The sequence below is a fragment of the Streptacidiphilus jeojiense genome (genome assembly GCF_000719095.1).
Classification (GTDB): domain Bacteria; phylum Actinomycetota; class Actinomycetes; order Streptomycetales; family Streptomycetaceae; genus Streptacidiphilus; species Streptacidiphilus jeojiensis.
Genome location: NZ_JOEH01000044.1, coordinates 1 through 17,707, shown reverse-complemented (window position 1 = coordinate 17,707; position 17,707 = coordinate 1). Strand labels below are relative to the sequence as shown.

The 17,707-nt window shown below is 71.8% G+C and carries 14 protein-coding genes and 1 pseudogene; 8 read left to right on the top strand and 7 right to left on the bottom strand.

Annotated elements, in window-relative coordinates; genetic code table 11:
• Positions 1–169: 169 nt before the first annotated feature.
• The 4 genes from IF29_RS44160 to IF29_RS0137970 all read right to left on the bottom strand — a co-directional run bounded on the left by IF29_RS44160 (position 170) and on the right by IF29_RS0137970 (position 5,700).
• Positions 170–1,948, bottom strand: coding sequence for an ABC transporter ATP-binding protein (locus IF29_RS44160; protein ID WP_051726567.1), 1,779 nt, complete (start codon positions 1,946–1,948; stop codon positions 170–172).
• Positions 1,945–3,759: an ABC transporter ATP-binding protein gene (locus IF29_RS0137980; protein WP_037598227.1), complete on the bottom strand. Its 1,815-nt coding sequence runs from the start codon at positions 3,757–3,759 to the stop codon at positions 1,945–1,947. The genes IF29_RS44160 and IF29_RS0137980 overlap by 4 nt, the downstream gene beginning before the upstream one ends.
• Before the next feature lie 199 nt (positions 3,760–3,958).
• On the bottom strand, positions 3,959–4,840 hold the full coding sequence (locus tag IF29_RS45575; protein WP_198037663.1) for a MarR family winged helix-turn-helix transcriptional regulator: 882 nt from the start codon (positions 4,838–4,840) through the stop codon (positions 3,959–3,961).
• A gap of 260 nt (positions 4,841–5,100) precedes the next feature.
• Positions 5,101–5,700 (bottom strand): TetR/AcrR family transcriptional regulator, encoded by a 600-nt coding sequence (locus IF29_RS0137970; RefSeq protein ID WP_030265840.1) that lies wholly within the window; start codon positions 5,698–5,700, stop codon positions 5,101–5,103.
• 129 nt (positions 5,701–5,829) lie between these two features.
• On the opposite strand from IF29_RS0137970, the gene IF29_RS0137965 reads away from it, so the two are divergent.
• The 8 genes from IF29_RS0137965 to IF29_RS0137930 all read left to right on the top strand — a co-directional run bounded on the left by IF29_RS0137965 (position 5,830) and on the right by IF29_RS0137930 (position 14,064).
• The gene (locus IF29_RS0137965) at positions 5,830–6,873 is read left to right on the top strand and encodes a phosphotransferase family protein (protein ID WP_030265837.1); all 1,044 of its coding nucleotides are present in this window, start codon (positions 5,830–5,832) and stop codon (positions 6,871–6,873) included.
• Positions 6,873–8,105, top strand: a complete 1,233-nt coding sequence (locus IF29_RS0137960) for an acyl-CoA dehydrogenase family protein (RefSeq protein ID WP_030265834.1) — start codon at positions 6,873–6,875, stop codon at positions 8,103–8,105. The genes IF29_RS0137965 and IF29_RS0137960 overlap by 1 nt, the downstream gene beginning before the upstream one ends.
• Positions 8,106–8,139: 34 nt before the next feature.
• Positions 8,140–8,901, top strand: coding sequence for a 3-oxoacyl-ACP reductase FabG (gene fabG, locus IF29_RS0137955; protein WP_030265832.1), 762 nt, complete (start codon positions 8,140–8,142; stop codon positions 8,899–8,901).
• Between the two features lie 181 nt (positions 8,902–9,082).
• Entirely contained in the window at positions 9,083–10,276 is a 1,194-nt protein-coding gene (locus IF29_RS0137950) for an acyl-CoA dehydrogenase family protein (protein WP_030265828.1), read from the top strand.
• Positions 10,273–11,388, top strand: a complete 1,116-nt coding sequence (locus IF29_RS0137945; RefSeq protein ID WP_030265827.1) for an acyl-CoA dehydrogenase family protein — start codon at positions 10,273–10,275, stop codon at positions 11,386–11,388. The genes IF29_RS0137950 and IF29_RS0137945 overlap by 4 nt, the downstream gene beginning before the upstream one ends.
• Positions 11,389–11,401: 13 nt before the next feature.
• A complete protein-coding gene (locus IF29_RS0137940) occupies positions 11,402–12,160 on the top strand; it encodes an SDR family oxidoreductase (protein WP_030265823.1) in 759 nt (252 codons plus the stop codon).
• Positions 12,161–12,626: 466 nt separating this feature from the next.
• On the top strand, positions 12,627–13,316 hold the full coding sequence (locus tag IF29_RS0137935; RefSeq protein ID WP_051726565.1) for a phosphatase PAP2 family protein: 690 nt from the start codon (positions 12,627–12,629) through the stop codon (positions 13,314–13,316).
• A gap of 373 nt (positions 13,317–13,689) precedes the next feature.
• Positions 13,690–14,064: a hypothetical protein gene (locus tag IF29_RS0137930; protein WP_030265816.1), complete on the top strand. Its 375-nt coding sequence runs from the start codon at positions 13,690–13,692 to the stop codon at positions 14,062–14,064.
• Between the two features lie 31 nt (positions 14,065–14,095).
• Here the strand turns inward: IF29_RS0137930 and IF29_RS0137925 are convergent, their stop codons facing one another.
• The 3 genes and pseudogenes from IF29_RS0137925 to IF29_RS46570 form a co-directional block, all read right to left on the bottom strand.
• The gene (locus IF29_RS0137925; protein ID WP_030265813.1) at positions 14,096–15,496 is read right to left on the bottom strand and encodes an aspartate aminotransferase family protein; all 1,401 of its coding nucleotides are present in this window, start codon (positions 15,494–15,496) and stop codon (positions 14,096–14,098) included.
• Between the two features lie 49 nt (positions 15,497–15,545).
• Positions 15,546–17,492, bottom strand: a complete 1,947-nt coding sequence (gene dxs, locus IF29_RS0137920) for a 1-deoxy-D-xylulose-5-phosphate synthase (RefSeq protein ID WP_037598225.1) — start codon at positions 17,490–17,492, stop codon at positions 15,546–15,548.
• A 55-nt stretch (positions 17,493–17,547) separates the two neighbouring features.
• A pseudogene (locus IF29_RS46570) lies at positions 17,548–17,707 on the bottom strand (flavodoxin-dependent (E)-4-hydroxy-3-methylbut-2-enyl-diphosphate synthase); the annotation flags it as partial.

The window sequence follows — 17,707 nt, the reverse complement described above, 5'->3', positions numbered from 1 at the left end:
GGCTGGTCGCGCAGTTCCCCGCGCCCCTTAGCAAGTGCAACTGAGCCAGTTGCAGACCCATAGGGGCGCGGGGAACTGCGCGCTCAGCCAGCTACGGTCCTGCATGGTTGGCAGCGCAGTTCCCCGCGCCCCTATGTGGTTGCAACTGGCTCCGCTGCCCAACGTGCACCTAGGTGCCGTCGCTGCGCCAGCTCTGCCACAGCGCAGCGTAGGCGCGGTCCGCGGTGAGGAGGGCGTCGTGGGTGCCGTGTTCGGTGATGCGGCCGTCCTCGACGACGGCGATCAGGTCGGCGTCGTGCGCGGTGTGCAGGCGGTGGGCGATGGCGACCACCGTCCGCCCGTCCAGGACCTTGGCCAGGGACCGTTCCAGGTGACGGGCCGCACGGGGGTCCAGCAAGGACGTCGCCTCGTCCAGGACCAGGGTGTGCGGGTCCGCCAGGACCAACCGCGCCAGGGCCAGTTGCTGGGCCTGCGGCGGGGTGAGCTGGCTGCCGCCGGAGCCGACCGCGGTGTCGAGCCCGTCCGGGAGGGCGTCGAACCAGTGGTCCGCGTCCACCGCGTCCAGCGCCCCGCGCAGTTCCTGGTCGTCCGCGTCGGGGCGGGCCAACCGCAGGTTGTCCCGCAGGGTGCCGACGAAGACGTGGTGCTCCTGGTTGACCAGCGCCACCTCGGACCGCACCCGCTCCGGCGGCATCCCGGAGAGCGCCGCCCCGCCCAGCGTCACCTCGCCGGCCCGGGGGGTGTAGATCCCCGCGAGCAGCCGCCCCAGCGTGGACTTGCCCGCGCCGGACGGTCCCACCAGGGCGATCCGTGCGCCCGGCGCCACGTCGAGGGAGATGCCGTGCAGTACGTCGGCGCCCTCGCGGTAGCCGAAGCGGACCCGGTCTGCCCGCACCTCCCGGCCCTGCGGCCGCAGGCCCTCGTCGGTCTCCGGGTCGGGGATCTCCCGCACGCCGACCAGCCGGGCCATCGAGGCCTGGCCGACCTGGATCTCGTCGTACCAGCGCAGGATCAGGTCGATCGGCCCGGTCAGCATCTGCGCGTACAGCACGCCGGTGGTCAGCTGGCCCGGGGTGGTCCAGCCATGCAGGGTGTAGACACCGCCCAGGGTCAGCGTGGCCACCAGGCTCAGCGCGTACGGGAAGTCGATGGACGGGAAGAAGACGTTGGCCCGCAGCCACAGGGTGTAGCGGGACCAGTCGACCCACTGGCCGATCCGACGGTCCGTCAGCTCGACCCGCTCCGGGCCGAGCCGCAGCGCCTCCACGGTGTGCCCGGCGTCCACGGTCTCGGCGAGCACGGTGTTGATCGCCGCGTACGCCGCCGACTCGTCCCGGTAGGCCTGCGGGGCCCGGCGGAAGTACCAGCGGCAGCCGCAGGCGATGATCGGCGTGCCGATCAGGGCGGTGACCGCGAGCAGCGGGGAGGTGGCGAACAGCGCGCCCAGCATCAGCACCAGCGAGACCACGGCCACCGACAGTTCGGGGACGGCGTCGCGGACGGTGGTGGCCAGCCGGTCCACGTCGGTGGTGGCCCGGGAGACCAGGTCGCCGGTGCCGGCCCGCTCCAGCACCCCGGGCGGCAGCGCGACCGAGCGGACCAGGAAGTCCTCGCGCAGGTCGGCCAGGATCTCCTCGCCGAGGATGCCGCCGCGCAGCCGGGACAGTCCGGTGAACAGCGACTGCACCAGCAGTGCGGCCAGGTAGAAGAGGACGGCGCGGGTGATGTAGGCGTCGGTGCTGCCGGTGCTGAGGTTCTGCACCACCTCGCCCAGCACCCAGGGGCCGACCAGCCCGGCCGCCGCGCCGACGGCGTGCAGGCCGACGGCGGTGCCGAAGCCGGCCCGGTGGCGGCGGGCCAGCAGCAGCAGGTAGCGGCGCACCGAGGCCGGCGAACCGACCGGGAGCAGCGCCGTGGTCCGGGTCGCGTGCTGTTCCGGGGCCCTCATGCGGTCACCTGGTCCTCAGTGGTCTCGCGGGTCACCACCGCGCGGTAGCGCGGTTCGTCGTGCATCAGTTCGCGGTGGGTGCCCCGGGCCGCGACCCGGCCGTCCTGGATCAGCACCACCTGGTCGGCCCGGTCCAGCAGCAGCGGGCTGGTCGCCAGCACCACGGTGCTGCGTCCCCGCCGCAGCTCGGCGATCCCGGCGGCGATCCGGCTCTCGGTGTGCGAGTCGACGGCGCTGGTGGGTTCGTCCAGGACCAGCACCGGCGGGTCGACCACCAGCGCCCGGGCCAGGGCGAGGCGCTGCCGCTGGCCGCCGGAGAGCGAGCGGCCGCGTTCGGTGATCCTGGCCCGCATCGGGTCGCCGCCGGCATCCGGCGAGGCGTCCAGCAGGGCGGCCAGCACGTCGTCGGCGCAGGCGGCGGCGAGGGCGCGCCCGGGATCGACCGCGCCGGACCTGGGGACGTCGAACAGTTCGGCGAGGGTCCCGGAGAGCAGCACCGGGTCCTTGTCGTGCACCAGTACGGCCGTGCGGGCCGCCGCCAGCGGCAGCCGGTCCAGTTCGCGTCCGCCGAGGGTGGCCGACGGCTCCCCCGCTCCCGGGTCGGCACCGCCGGTGACGTGTCCGCCGAGCCGGGCCGCCAGCGCGCCGGCCTGGTCCGGGTCGCCGCAGACCACGGCGGTGAGCCGGCCGGCGGCGGCGGTCAGACCGGTCACCGGGTCGTGCAGGTCGGAGCGTTCGGGCGCGGACAGCGGCGCCGTGTCCGTCGGCGCGGTCTCCGTCGGCGTGTCGGCCATGGTGTCCGGAGTCGGCCGGTCGTCCCGGGTCACCGAGAGCACCCGGACGGCGCGCGCGGCGGCGACCCGGGCCGCCGTCCAGGACTCCGCGGTCTCACCGATCAGCATCAGCGGCCAGGCCAGCGAGGCGCCGGCCCCGTAGACCGCGACCAGCTCGCCCACGCCGATGTCGCCGGACACCACCAGACGGGCTCCGTACCAGGTCACCCCGAGGATGAACAGGCCCGGCAGCAGCAGCTGCTGAGCCTGCATCAGGGAGCTGGTCCGGGCGGTGCGCACGGCCGCCCGGCGGACCTGCTGCGAGGCGGCCCGGTAGCGGTCCAGGAACAGCTGCTCACCGCCGATGCCGCGCAGCACCCGCAGCCCGGCGACGGTGTCGGCGGCCAGCTCGGCCGCCTTGCCGCCCAGCTCGCGCTGGCGGGTGTAGCGCCGCTCCAGCGGGCCCAGCAGCGGCCAGACCGCGACGGCCAGCAGCGGGACGCCCAGCAGCACGGCCAGGCCGAGCCGCGGTTCCCGGTACAGCACCACCGCGGACAGGCCGAGCCAGGTGGTCAGCGCCGCGGCGCAGCGGGAGCTGGTCTCCACGAACCAGCCGATCTTCTCGACGTCGCCGGAGCTGACCGCGACCATCTCGCCGGTGGCGATCCGGCGCACCAGCCCGGAACCCAGCTCGGAGGCCTGTCGGGCGACCAGCTGCCGGGTCTGGGCGGCGGCGTGGATCCAGTTCCACACCGCCTGGCGGTGCCAGAGCGAGGAGGCGACGGTCTGCAGCACGCCCAGCGCGAGCGCGGCGGCCCCCGCCGCCCACAGCTCGCCGCGGCGGTGCTCGACCACGGCCTGGATGCCGGCGCCGATGCAGAACGGGACCGCGCTGCGGCAGCCCAGGAACAGGGTGCCCCAGAGCATGGACATCCACTGGCCACGGCGCTGGGAACGGGCCAGCCAGGCCAGGAAGCGGCCGGGGGAACGCAGATCGGGACTGCCCGGATCGGGCAGCGGAATTCGGGCAAGCGGCATGACGCTCCGTCAATGCGGTGGTACGGGCAGGAACAGCCGCTCGCCGGTGCGGTCACGGGGCGGCACGGGTTGACATCACGTCAGAAGCTGCGCATAGCCCATGACGATGGCGCCTGCCGCCGCCCTCCGGCAACCGATTAAACGCGGAGCGGCCCCGGTACCGATCCGGTACCGGGGCCGCGCTGCCTACTCGATCGAACTACTGCGCGATGCGCGCCACCACGGCCAGCAGTTCGACGCAGCGCTCGCGCTCCTCGGGCTCCAGCGGGGCGAGCATCCGGTTCTGCACCTCGGTCACCCCGGGGTTGACCTGCTCCAGCAGTTGGGCCCCGGCCGGGGCCAGCGCCAGCAGGTTGCGGCGGCCGTCCGAGGGGTCGCGGCGGCGCAGCACCAGGCCGCGCCGGACCAGCCGGCTGATCAGCTCGGCCATGGTGGCCTTGTCCAGCGAGGCGCGCTCCCCCACCGTGCGCTGGTCGATGCCGGGCTCCTCGGCCAGTGCCGCCAGCACCGCGTGCTGCGGCGCGGTCAGCTCGTTGGAGGCGAGCTCGGTCCACAGCCGGGTGTGCACCTGCTGAGCCACCCGGATCAGGTAGCCGACCACCCGGGGCGCGTCCAGGATGGGCCTGGCCTCGACCATGGTCTCCAGCGCCACGTCCTCCATCCGCGCCATCCGGGCCAGCATCGACATCAGGTCGCTGCGCTGGGCCTCGGTCAGCGGCTCCAGCAGGCTCTGCTGCACCCGGGCCACGCCCGGGGAGACCTCGTCGACGATCCGGACGCCGAGCGGGGACAGGGTGAGCAGCTTGCGCCGCCCGTCCGCCGGGTCGCGGCGGCGCAGCACCAGGCCGCGCCGCACCAGCCGGCCCACCATCTCGGCCATCGTCGCCTTGTCCAGCGAGGCCCGCTCCCCGACCGTGCGCTGGTCCGCGCCCGGCTCGACGGCCAGCGCGATCAGCGCGGCGTACTGCGGAGCGGTCAGGTCCTGACCGACGTGCTCGGCCCAGAGCCGGGTATGCACCTGCTGGGCTATCCGAAGCAGCTGTCCCGGTGACTGGGAGAGGCGGAGCGGAGCACCCGTCATATCGATCTCCCCCAGCACCATAGAGAACCGTCCCTCTTGAAACGCCTTCGCACGCCCCCTGTGGGAGGGTGACACGCGGCATGGCAGCGGCGTACCCGCTTCCCGCGTACTCCGGCCGGGGCCGTGCAGTGCGGGGAGGTTTCACCGAGCAACCGACGGCTGCTGGCGCACACTATACAAACCAACCGAAGCCAGACGACACGCCGATCGGACCTGCGGCCTAATCGTGATCCGGGATGGTCCGTTCCGGTCATACGCGATCATCCGGACGGGTCAAGTCCGCGTAGCAACAGGTCGGCGAAGGTCTCCCCGATCGAAGCCGGGGTGAGCTCGCCGTCGGCGTGGTACCAGCTGCCGAGGTGGTGCACCCCGCCGAAGAACTGGTGGGTGGCCAGGTCCGCGGAGACGTCGGTCCGCAGCACGCCCTGGTCCTGGCCCTGCTCGATCAGCGCCCGGAACCGCTCGTGGTAGCGCCGCCGCTCCAGCCGCACCTGGGCCAGCCGCTCCTGCGGGAGCATGTGCATGGAGCGCCAGGAGACCATCGCGTCGTCCAGGTTCTCCAGGGTGCTGACCACCACGTCGGCGGCGGCGGCGCGGAGCCGCTCGCGCACCGGCAGGCCGGCCCCGGCGATCGCCTCCAGCCGGGCCGACTGCACGTCCAGCAGCCGGGTGTAGATCTGCTGGAGCAGGTCGTCCTTGGAGGCGTAGTAGTGGTACATCGCCCCCTTGGTCACCCCGGCGCGCTCGACGATCTCCTGCACGGAGGTCAGCGCGAAGCCGCGCTCGGCGAACAGCCTGCTGGCGGCGGCGAGCAGGCGCTCCTGCACGGGCGGAGCCGCACCGCGCGTTGCTGTGGCCATGGCTTTCCTTTCCGGCGTGTCCGGGACCACTCTAGCCGACATACCTACCAGTCGGTATGGTGGCGGACAGCGGCACCGGTGCCCCCACCATGCGCACCACTCTGCCGTATCCCGAGCCAGGAGGTATGCATGCCCGAGCAATCGCTCGATCCCCCCGGCCTCGACCTGGGCCGCCTGCGCGGCCACCTCGACCGGGTCCGTCCGGGACTGGTCGAGGGCGGCCTCACCGCGGAGCTGATCACCGGCGGCAAGTCCAACCTGACCTACCTGCTGCGCGACGGCGTGCACCACTGGGTGCTGCGCCGGCCGCCACTGGGCCACGTGCTGGCGACCGCGCACGACATGTCCCGGGAGTACCAGGTGATCGCGGCGCTGGCCGACAGCCGCGTCCCGGTCCCCGCGGTGCACCTGCTGTGCACCGACGCCGAGGTGATCGGCGCGCCGTTCTACCTGATGGACGAGGTCCACGGACGGGTCTACCGCTTCGCCGACGATTCCAAGGACCTCGGCGCGGAGCGGGCCAGGGCGCTCTCCTACCGGCTGGTCGACGTGCTGGCCGAGCTCCACGCGGTCGACCCGGCAGCGGTGGGGCTGGCGGAGTTCGGACGCCCCGAGGGCTATCTGGAGCGTCAGGTCACGCGCTGGTTCCGGCAGTTCGAGGCCTCCCGGAGCCGGGAGATCCCCGGCATGGACGAACTGCAGCAGCGGCTCGGCCAGGGCGTCCCGACCGGCCAGCGGGCCGCGATCGTGCACGGCGACTACCGCCTGGACAACACCGTGATCGCGGCGGACGACAGCGTCGCCGCAGTACTCGACTGGGAGATGGCGACCCTGGGCGACCCGCTCGCCGACGTCGGCCTGATGAAGGTCTACTGGGACGTCTCCCGCGACCTGCCCGGCAACCCGGTCGCCGGCGCGGTCAGCGCCGCGGCCGGCTTCCCCGCCATGGACGACCTGCTCGACCGCTACGCCGGGCGCACCGGCCTGGACCTCACCCCGCTCCCCTGGTACACCGCCTTCGCCGGCTACAAGCTGGCGGTCATCGCCGAGGGCATCCACTTCCGCTACACCCAGGGCAAGACCGTCGGCGAGGGCTTCTCGCACGTGGGCGACATGGTTGCCCCGCTGGTCACCTCCGCTCTGGAGACCCTTCTCAAGCTGGAGGCAGACTGATGGACTTCCGGTACGACGACCGCACCGTGGAACTGCAGGAACGGCTGCTGGCCTTCATGGACGAGATGGTCCACCCGGCCGAGGCGGTCGCCGCGCGACAGCTCGCCGCCGCCGAGAACGAGTGGACCCGGCCGCCGGTGATGGCCGAGCTGAAAGCCGAGGCTCGCCGTCGTGGCCTGTGGAACCTGTTCCTTCCGGGTACGGAGCACGGCGGCGCGGGGCTGACCAACCTCCAGTACGCGCCGCTGGCCGAGATCACCGGCCATGTACCGCACCTGGCCCCCGAGGCGCTCAACTGCGCCGCGCCCGACACCGGCAACATGGAGGTGCTGGCCGAGTTCGGCTCCCCCGAGCAGCGCAAGCGCTGGCTGGAGCCGCTGCTGGAGGGCGAGATCCGCAGCGCCTTCTGCATGACCGAGCCCGAGGTCGCCTCCTCCGACGCCGCCAACATCGCCACCCGGATCGAGCGAGACGGCGACCACTACGTGATCAACGGGCGCAAGTGGTGGTCCTCCGGGGCCATGGACCCCACCTGCGAGATCTTCATCGTGATGGGCCGGACCGACCCCGACGCGCCGAAGCACAAGCAGCAGAGCATGATCCTGGTGCCGCGCGACACGCCCGGGGTGCAGGTGCTCCGCGGCATGCACGTCTTCGGCTACACCGACGGCGCCCACGGCGGCCACGCCGAGGTCGTCTTCGACGACGTCCGGGTCCCGGCCGAGAACCTGATCGCAGGGGAGGGCATGGGCTTCGCCATCGCCCAGGCCCGGCTCGGCCCCGGCCGGATCCACCACTGCATGCGGCTGATCGGGATGGCCGAGCGCGGGCTGGAACTGATGTGCCGTCGGGCCGTCTCCCGCACCGCCTTCGGCAAGACGCTGGCCGAGCAGGGCGTGGTGCAGGAGTGGATCGCCGAATCCCGGGTCCGGATCGAGCAGCTGCGGCTGCTGGTGCTGAAGACCGCCTGGCTGATGGACACGGTCGGCAACAAGGGCGCCCACACCGAGATCCAGGCCATCAAGATCGCCACGCCGTCCACCGTGGAGTGGATCCTGGACAAGGCGATCCAGGCGCACGGCGGCGGCGGAATCTCCCAGGACTTCCCACTTGCCCAACTGTGGGCCTCGGCCCGTACGCTGCGTTTCGCGGACGGCCCCGACGAGGTGCACCGGCGCTCGCTGGCCCACCGCGAACTGAAGCCCTACCGCGCCGAAGCCACATCCAACTGACTCACTTCCCCTCAGTGAAGGAATGACAACAGCCATGACCGAACAGACCCCCCGCGTCGCCATCGTCACCGGCGGCGCCCGCGGCATCGGTGCCGCCACCGCGATCCGCCTCGCCGCCGACGGCTTCGCCGTGGCCGTGGTGGACCTGGAGGAGGCGGCCGGCAAGGACACCGTCGAGAAGATCACCGCCGCCGGCGGCACGGCCCTCGCCGTCGGCGCCGACGTCAGCGACGCGGCGCAGGTGGCCGCCGCGCTGGAGCGGATCGTGGCCGAGCTGGGCGCGCCGACCGTGCTGGTCAACAACGCCGGCGTGCTGCGGGACAACCTGCTCTTCAAGATGTCCGAGGCGGACTGGGACACCGTCATGAACGTGCACCTCAAGGGCGCGTTCCTGATGTCCAAGGCGGTCCAGAAGCACATGGTGGACGCCCACTACGGACGCATCGTCAACCTCTCGTCCTCGTCCGCGCTGGGCAACCGCGGCCAGGCCAACTACTCGGCCGCCAAGGCCGGGCTGCAGGGCTTCACCAAGACCCTGGCCATCGAGCTCGGCAAGTTCGGCGTCACCGCCAACGCCGTGGCCCCCGGGTTCATCGCCACCGACATGACCGCGGCCACCGCGGAGCGGGTGGGCATGGGCTTCGAGGACTTCAAGGCCGCGGCGGCCACGCAGATTCCGGTGGCCCGTGTCGGCGTTCCGGACGACATCGCGCACACGGTCTCCTTCCTGGTCAGCGAAGGGGCCGGATTCGTCTCCGGCCAGGTCGTGTACGTGGCCGGCGGACCGTTGGACTAGGCGGTTCTTCGGGTGCGGACCGTAGTTGGCTGGTCGCGCAGTTCCCCGCGCCCCTAGGGGGCTGCAACTGACCCACCGTGAGCAGGTTGCACCTACCCAGGGGCGCGGGGAACTGCGCGACCAGCCCGGCACACGCCGCACCCGAAAATCCTCCGCTCACCGTCGAGAGGGCCCCACCCACATGAGCACACCAGAAGTCACCGAATCATCCCTCCGCGCCGCCGTGCGCGAGCTACTCGCCGAGCACGACCCCGTGCGCACCCCCGTCGCGGAGTTCCTGGGCGCCCGCTACGACGCGGGCCTGGCCTGGATCCACTTCCCCGAAGGCCTGGGAGGCCGAGCCGCGCCGCGTTCCCTGCAACAGGCGGTCAACGACGAGTTCGCCGCCGCCGGCGCCCCCACCCTGGACCCCGGACGGCACGGCATCGGCCTCGGCATGGCCGCGCCCACCCTCCTGGCCTTCGGCGACGCCGAGATCCACCGGCGCTTCCTGCGCCCGCTGTGGACCGGCGAGGAGGTCTGGTGCCAGCTGTTCAGCGAGCCCGGCGCCGGTTCCGACCTGGCCGCGCTCGGCACCCGCGCGGTCCACGACGGCGACTCCTGGGTGGTGGACGGGCAGAAGGTGTGGACCTCGCTGGCCCACGAGGCGCAGTGGGCGATCCTGGTCACCCGCAGCGACCCCTCGGTGCCCAAGCACCGCGGCATGACCTACTTCGTCTGCGACATGACCGCACCCGGCGTCGAGGTCCGCCCGCTGCGCCAGGCCACCGGCGAGGCCGAGTTCAACGAGGTCTTCCTCACCGGCGTGCGGATCCCCGACAGCCGGCGGCTCGGCGAGGTCGGCGACGGCTGGCGGGTCGCCCAGACCACGCTGATGAACGAGCGGGTCGCCATCGGCGGCAGCGCCGTCCCCCGCGAGGGCGGGCTGATCGGTACCGTCGCCCGCACCTGGCGCGAGCGGCCCGAACTGCGTACCCCCGGGCTTCAGGACAGCCTGCTGCGGCTGTGGGTGGACGCCGAGGCGGCCCGCCTCACCGGCGAACGGCTGCGCCAGCAGCTCGCCGCCGGGCAGCCGGGCCCGGAGGGCTCCGCCGCCAAGCTGGCCTTCGCCCGGCTGAACCAGCAGATCTCCGGCCTGGAGTTGGAGCTGCTCGGCGGCGAGGGCCTGGTCTACGACGACTGGACCTTCCGGCGTCCCTCGCACCCCTCCATGGAGGGCGGCACCCCCGGCTACCGCTATCTGCGCGCCAAGGGCAACTCGATCGAGGGCGGGACCTCCGAGATCCTGCGGAACATCATCGCCGAGCGGGTCCTGGGACTGCCCCAGGAGATCCGCGTCGACAAGGACGTCGCCTGGAAGGACCTGCCGCGATGAGCGAACCCACAGACCTGCGGACCGACCTGCAGTACTCCGAGGTGGAGCAGGAGCTCCGCGGCAACGTCAGGGCGCTGCTGGCGGCCCGGGCGCCGCAGGCGGCGACGCTGGCCAGGACCGAGTCCGAGCAGCCCGTCGACACCGCCCTGTGGCGGGCCCTGGCCGACGAACTGGGCGTCACCGGCCTTGCCGTGCCGGAGAAGTGGGGCGGCGCCGGTGCGGGCTGGCGGGAGACCGCCGTGGTCCTGGAGGAGCTGGGCCGCGCCGCCGCGCCGGTCCCCTACCTCGGCAGCGCGGTGCTGGCCACGGCGGCGCTGCTGGCGGCCGAGGACACCGAGCTACTGCCCCTGGTCGCCTCCGGCGAGGTGGTGGCCGCCCTGGCCGTGCCCTTCGCCGCCGCGCCGCGGTCGCCGTTCCCCTCGGCCGTCCAGCTGCGCTCCGACGGCCTGCTGCACGGGACGGTGCACCTGGTCGCCGACGCCCGGACGGCCACCACGCTGCTGGTCCCGGCCCTGGACCAGGACGGCACCCCCGGGCTGTACGCGGTGCGGGACTTCACCGCCGCGCCGGTGGTGAGCCTGGACATGACCCGGCCGCTGGCCGATCTCACCCTGGCCGGGGCGGCCGGTCGCCGGATCGCCTCCGGTGAGGCCGCGGTGGCCGCGCTGGACACCGCCCTCGCCATCGGCGCCGCGCTGCTGGCCTCCGAGCAGCTGGGCGTCGCCGAGTGGGCGCTGGAGACCACCACCGCCTATGTGAAGCAGCGTCACCAGTTCGGCCGCCCGGTCGGCTCCTTCCAGGCGGTGAAGCACCGGCTGGCGGACCTCTGGGTCTCGGTGGCGCAGCTGCGCGCCGTGGCCCGCAGCGCGGCCGGCGCCGCGGCGGCCGGATCGCCGGACCTGCCGGTGGCGGCGGCACTGGCGCAGGCCTTCGCCTCGCAGGTCACGGTGGTCGCCGCGGAGGAGGCGGTGCAGCTGCACGGCGGCACCGGCTTCACCTGGGAGCACCCGGCCCATCTCTACCTCAAGCGGGCCAAGAGCGCCTCCATCGCTCTGGGCACCGCGGACCGGCACCGGGCCGCGCTCGCGCAGCTGGTCGACCTCACGCTCTGAAAAGGACGGACGCATGACTGCAACACCGAACGACAAGGTGTCGCTGGTGACCGGAGCCAGCCGGGGCATCGGCTTCGCCGTGGCCGAGGCACTGGTGGCCAGGGGCGAGCGGGTGGTGATCACCGGACGGGACGCGGAGAGCCTCGCCACCGCCGTGGAGCGGCTGGGAGGTCCGGAGCGGGCCCTCGGCATCGCCGGGAAGAGCCATGACGAGGCGCACCGCGCCGAGGTCGTGGACCGGACCATGGAGCGGTTCGGCCGGATCGACCACCTGGTCAACAATGTCGGCACCAACCCCGCCTACGGCCCGATGGTCGATCTGGACCTGGCCGCGGCCCGGAAGATCCTGGACATCAACCTGGTGTCCACCCTGGGCTGGGTGCAGCTGGTGCACAAGGCCTCGCTGCGCGAGCGGGGCGGCGCGATCGTCAACGTCTCCTCGGTCAGCGCGCTCGGCCCGGCGCCCGGCATCGGCATGTACGGGGCCAGCAAGGCGGCGCTGATCCAGCTCACCCAGCAGCTCGCCTACGAGCTGGCCCCCACGGTGCGGGTGAACGCGGTGGCGCCCGCGGTGGTGCGCACCAAGTTCGCGGAGGCCCTGTTCGTGGGCCACGAGGAGGAGGTGGCGGCGACCTACCCGCTGAAGCGGCTGGGGGTGCCCGAGGACGTCGGCGGGGCGGTGGCCTTCCTGCTGTCGGAGCAGGCGTCCTGGATCACCGGGCAGACCCTGGTGCTGGACGGCGGGCTGACGCTGGGCGGCGGCACGGTCTGACACCCGCCGTGCCCGCCACCAGGGCCCGGGACCAGGTCACCTGGTCCCGGGCCCTCGTATTTCCGGTGGCGGCGAAAAGAAACGCATGCGCGGCAATTCTCATCCGAAGCTTAACTTCCACGACTGCCCCGAAATTCCCCGACCAAACCTTCGAGCGGCTGATTGCATTCGCTTCTGATCACTATTCAAGCCGACTCCCGTACCACTCCCGGCGTACCGGGACCGTTTATACAGAACTTACGACCGCAGAGGTAACAGCGTTATTACGAAGGCCTACCGGCTGCGGACCACCCCTGGCACCCCCTGTAAAGTCGAAGAGGTGCGAAACCAGCAGAGAGAGGCCCCACCGGCAGAGCCCGCCAGGACGACAGCCCCGCGACAGCCCGCTCCAGCGGCGAATCCGTGGTCCCCGCTGAGTCGCACACACAAAGCCCTCTTTCTCTTCACTTCTGCTTTCTATCTGGCCGTGATCGTGGCCGTACTGGCCACCTCGCGCCTGGTCGCGTTCGACTGGGACGTGATGCTCTACAAGCCGTACGAGCACTGGCCCGAGGCCCAGGGATTCCTCAACTCCTACGTGGTGCTGGGCCAGCGCGGCCCCTCCGCGATCATCGCCACCGCCTGGCTGGGCTGGCGCAGTTGGCGCAGCCGGAGCTGGCGGCCGCTGCTGGTGCTGGGCGTCGCGCTGGTGCTGCTGAACATGACCGTGGGGGCGGTGAAGATCGGCATGGGGCGGTTGGGACCGCACTACGCCCACGTCATCGACTCCAGCGCGCTCTTCCAGGGCGGCGGCATATTCCCCTCCGGGCACACCGCCAACGCCGTGGTGACCTGGGGCGTCCTCGCCTACCTCGCGGTCCGGCACCGCCGGATCGCGGCGGTGCTGGCCGGGTTCCTGGGCACCACCGTGGGCCTGACGACCGTGTACCTGGGCACGCACTGGGTCAGCGACGTGCTGGCCGGCTGGGCGGCGGGGGCCCTGGTGCTGCTGGTGCTGCCGTTGTTTGAGCCGGTGATCGCCACCGCGGACCAGCGCATGCGCGCCCTCTGGAACCGGCGCAGGGCGCTGCGCACCGACGCGGTCGCGCCGGAGCGCCCGGTACTGATCCTGCGGCGCGAGGAACTGGCGGCCCGGCACGCCAATTCGAGCCGCTGATCCTGCAGATTCCCTCCGCCCCGCTGTTGCGTTCGTCACTTCAAACGCAACCGTCGATATGGCGTTGGTCACTCGGGCGACGGCCGTAAACACCGCCCATTCCCCCGGCCATTCAATACCGGTGCAGCTGGAAGGCGTCCCGCCGGGCCGCGGGGTGATCTTCGAACCGACCGGACCGCCGATTCAGCGATCTTTATCGGACATTTAGCGATCATAAAGAGTCAAGCGGTGATCCAGCGAGGTTGATCCACCGGCTTCTCCTGATCACTTTCGACCAAGCGGCATGTGCCGCAAGACCCGGCTCCTAGGGTCGTGGACTGCGGGGACCACGAATGGTCCCCCCGTCCGACCCCGTTCAGGAGGATGCCCGCACATGCCGAACATGGAGACCGCGCTCAAGGAGGCCATGAGTGTCGAGGGAGCGCTGGGCGTCGCGATCGTCGACTACAGCAGCGGCCTGGCCCTCGGGACCCTCGGCGCCACCAAGGAACTGGACCTCAACGTCGCCGCCGCCGGCAACACCGACGTGGTCCGCGCCAAGATGCGGACCATGGAGATGCTCAATCTCCACAACGAGACGATCGAGGACATTCTGATCACGCTCACCAACCAGTACCACATCATCCGGCCGCTGACCCGGCACAGCAGCAAGGGCATCTTCTTCTACCTGGCCCTGGACCGGCACCGCGCCAACCTGGCGATGGCGCGGCACCGGATGAAGCAGATCGAGGAGCACCTGGAGGTCTGACGGCCCGTCGTACGAGCTGTCCGGACAGTCCCTAGCGGTTGGCGACGGCCTGCTTGATCAGGGTCTTGCCGAAGTCCCGCATCAGGCCGGTGCCGCTGTGCGCCTCGTCCATGATCTCGGTGAAGGCCGCGACGAAGCGGTCCACCTCGGTCTCGGTGATGGTGAGCGGCGGGATGAGCTTGATGACCTCCAGGAAGTCACCGGAGACCTGGGTGAGGATCCGGTGCCGCTGCATCAGCGGGACCACCACCATCTGCGCGAAGAGCCCCTTGCGGGCCGCCTGCAGGGCCGTCCACCCGGTGCGCAGCTTGAGCGACTTGGGGCGGCCGAACTCGATGCCGATCATGAGGCCCCGGCCGCGCACGTCGGCCAGCATCTCGTACTTCGGCTTGAGTTCGGCCAGCCGCTCGCGGAAGAGGTCGCCCACCCGGCGGGCGTTCGCCACCACCTGCTCGTCCTCCATGACGTGCAGGGTGGCGAGCCCCGCCGTCATGGCCTGGGCGTTGGAGCCGAAGCTGGCGGAGTGCACCAGCACCCGGTCCATCGAGGAGTAGACCTTCTCGAAGATCCACTGCTTGCCCAGGGTGGCGCCGACCGGTACGTAGCCGCCGGACAGGGCCTTGGCCACGCACACCAGGTCGGGCTCCACCCCGGCCTCGTGCTGGTAGGCGAAGAAGTCGCCGGTGCGGCCGATCCCGGTCTGCACCTCGTCGGCGATCAGCAGCGCCTTGTGACGGTGCAGCAGGTCCTGGGCCGCCTTGAGGTAGCCGGGCGGCGTGGGGTGCACCCCCTTGCCCTGGATCGGCTCCACGATCAGCGCGGCGACGTCGCCCTTCTTCAGCTCGCGCTCCAGCGCGGCGAGGTCGCCGAGCTCCAGCGCGGTGTCCGGCAGCAGCGGGGCGAAGCCCTTGCGGAAGCCCTCCTCGCCGTTGACCGAGAGCGAGCCGGTGGTCAGCCCGTGGAAGGCGTGGTCGGCGTACAGGATCCGGCGCTTGCCGGTCGCGTAGCGGGAGAACTTCAGCGCGGTCTCCACCGCCTCGGTGCCGCTGTTGCCGAAGAAGACCCGGTCCAGGTGCGGGGCGTAGGACAGCAGCTTCTCGGCGAGCAGGCCCGGCAGCGGCTGGCAGTCGAAACGGGTCAGGTCGGCCAGCTCCAGGTCCATCACCTGGTGCAGCGCCTGACGGACCACCGGGTGGTGCCGGCCGAGGGCGAAGATGCCGAACCCGGCCAGCATGTCGAGGTAGTCGTTGCCCTCGGCGTCGTAGAAGTACGCGCCCTGGGCCCGCTCGTACACCTTGTCGAAGCCGATGGTGTGCAGCATCCGCGGCAGCTGGTGGTTCAGGTACTCGCTGTGCAGCTGGTAGCGCTCGGCCCCGCGCTCCGCCAGCAGTGCGGCGACGTCGAAGGGGCGGCCGGCGGAGGCCGGCGCCACGGCCTGCTCCTCCGCCTCGGGGGTCCCGTCTGCCTTGGGTGTCACGATGTCAGATGCCACGCTGGGCTTCCAATCCGGTCGGTACGGCTTCTTGCTGCCGGCGCCGCCCCAGCCCGATCGCCTTGGCGAAGCCCGCGGTCTGCGCGGCGACGCCGGGTCCGGTGAGGCCGAGTTGGTCCAGGATCTCACTGCGTGAGGCGTGCGCCAGGAACTCCTGGGTGATGCCCAGCTCGCGGGTCGGGATGTCGATCTCGGCGTCCCGCAGCGCCATCGCCACCGCGGAGCCCACGCCGCCGACGCGGCCGTTGTCCTCCACCGTGACGACCAGCCGGTGCCGGGCCGCCAGCTCGGTGAGCGCCGGGTCGACCGGCTTGACCCAGCGCGGGTCGACCACGGTCGCGGTCAGTCCGTCGGCGGTGAGCAGCGCGGCCGCGTCCAGGCAGGCCGGGGCCATGGTGCCGACCGCGACGATCAGCACGTCCGGCGCGGTGCCGGGCTCGGCGGTGCGCATCAGCACGTCGACGCCGCCGATCCGCTCGATCGCCGGGATCGGCGGGCCGACCTCGGCCTTGGGGAAGCGGACCACGGTCGGCGCGTCGTCCACCTCCAGTGCCTCCCGCAGCTCCGCGCGGAGCTGGTCGGCGTCGCGCGGAGCGGCGATCCGCAGGCCGGGGACCACCTGGAGGATGGACATGTCCCACATGCCGTTGTGGCTGGCGCCGTCGGTGCCGGTGACCCCGGCCCGGTCCAGCACGAAGGTGACCCCGCAGCGGTGCAGCGCCACGTCCATCAGCACCTGGTCGAAGGCCCGGTTGAGGAAGGTCGCGTAGACCGCGACGACCGGGTGCAGCCCGCCGGTGGCCAGGCCCGCGGCGCTGACCGCGGCGTGCTGCTCGGCGATGCCGACGTCGTAGATCCGGTCCGGGAACTCCTTGGCGAACCTGCCCAGGCCCACCGGCTGGAGCATGGCCGCGGTGATCGCCACCACGTCGCTGCGCTCCCTGCCGATCTCCACCAGCTCGCCGCCGAACACCGAGGTCCAGGAGATGCCGCTGGACGGGCGCAGCGGTTCGCAGGTGATCGGGTCGATCGCGCCGACCTGGTGGAAGTGGTCCGCCTCGTCCAGCTCGGCCGGGCGGTAGCCGCGGCCCTTCTCGGTGAGGCAGTGCACGATCACCGGGCCGCCGAAGCCCTTGGCGCGCTTCAGCGCCGACTCCAGCGCCTGCGGGTCGTGGCCGTCGATCGGGCCGATGTACTTCAGGCCCAGGTCCTCGAACATGCCCTGCGGGGCGACGGCGTCCTTGAAGCCCTTCTTGGCCCCGTGCAGCGCCTCGTAGATCGGGGCGCCGACGCCGGGGGTGCGCTGCAGCGCCTCCTTGCCCCAGGACAGGAAGCGCTCGTAGCCCTGGGTGGTGCGCAGGGTGGCCAGGTGGTTGGCCAGCCCGCCGATGGTCGGCGCGTAGGAGCGCTCGTTGTCGTTGACCACGATGACCAGGGGACGGTTCCGGGCCTCGGCGATGTTGTTCAGCGCCTCCCAGGCCATCCCGCCGGTCAGCGCGCCGTCGCCGATCACCGCGACCACGCTGTGGTCGTCCCGGCCCTGCAGCTCGTTGGCCTTGGCCAGGCCGTCGGCGTAGCCGAGGACGGTGGAGGCGTGCGAGTTCTCGATCACGTCGTGCTCGGACTCGGCCCTGGACGGGTAGCCGGACAGGCCGCCGGCCGCCTTCAGCCGGCTGAAGTCCTGACGGCCGGTGAGCAGCTTGTGGACGTAGCTCTGGTGACCGGTGTCAAAGAGGATCCGGTCCTTCGGGGAGTCGAACACCCGGTGCAGCGCGATGGTCAGCTCCACCACGCCCAGGTTCGGTCCGAGGTGTCCGCCCGTTCGGGTGACGGCCTCGATCAGGAAGTCACGGATCTCCTCGGCGAGGCGTGGCAGCTCGTCGGCGGGGAGCAGCCGCAGATCGGCGGGGCTCTGAATGGACTCCAGCAGCGACATGTGATCACCTTCGTTCAGCAGTCGGGCAGTTGGCCGGTTCGGCTGGGGGCTGCGGTCAGCTGACGGCGACGGTGGGCTCGCCGGACGCGACACCCGCGTCCTGCATCTGCTCCGCCAGCTTCAGGGCCTCCTCGATCAGCGTCTCCACGATCTTCGACTCCGGCACGGTCTTGATCACCTCGCCCTTGACGAAGATCTGCCCCTTGCCGTTGCCC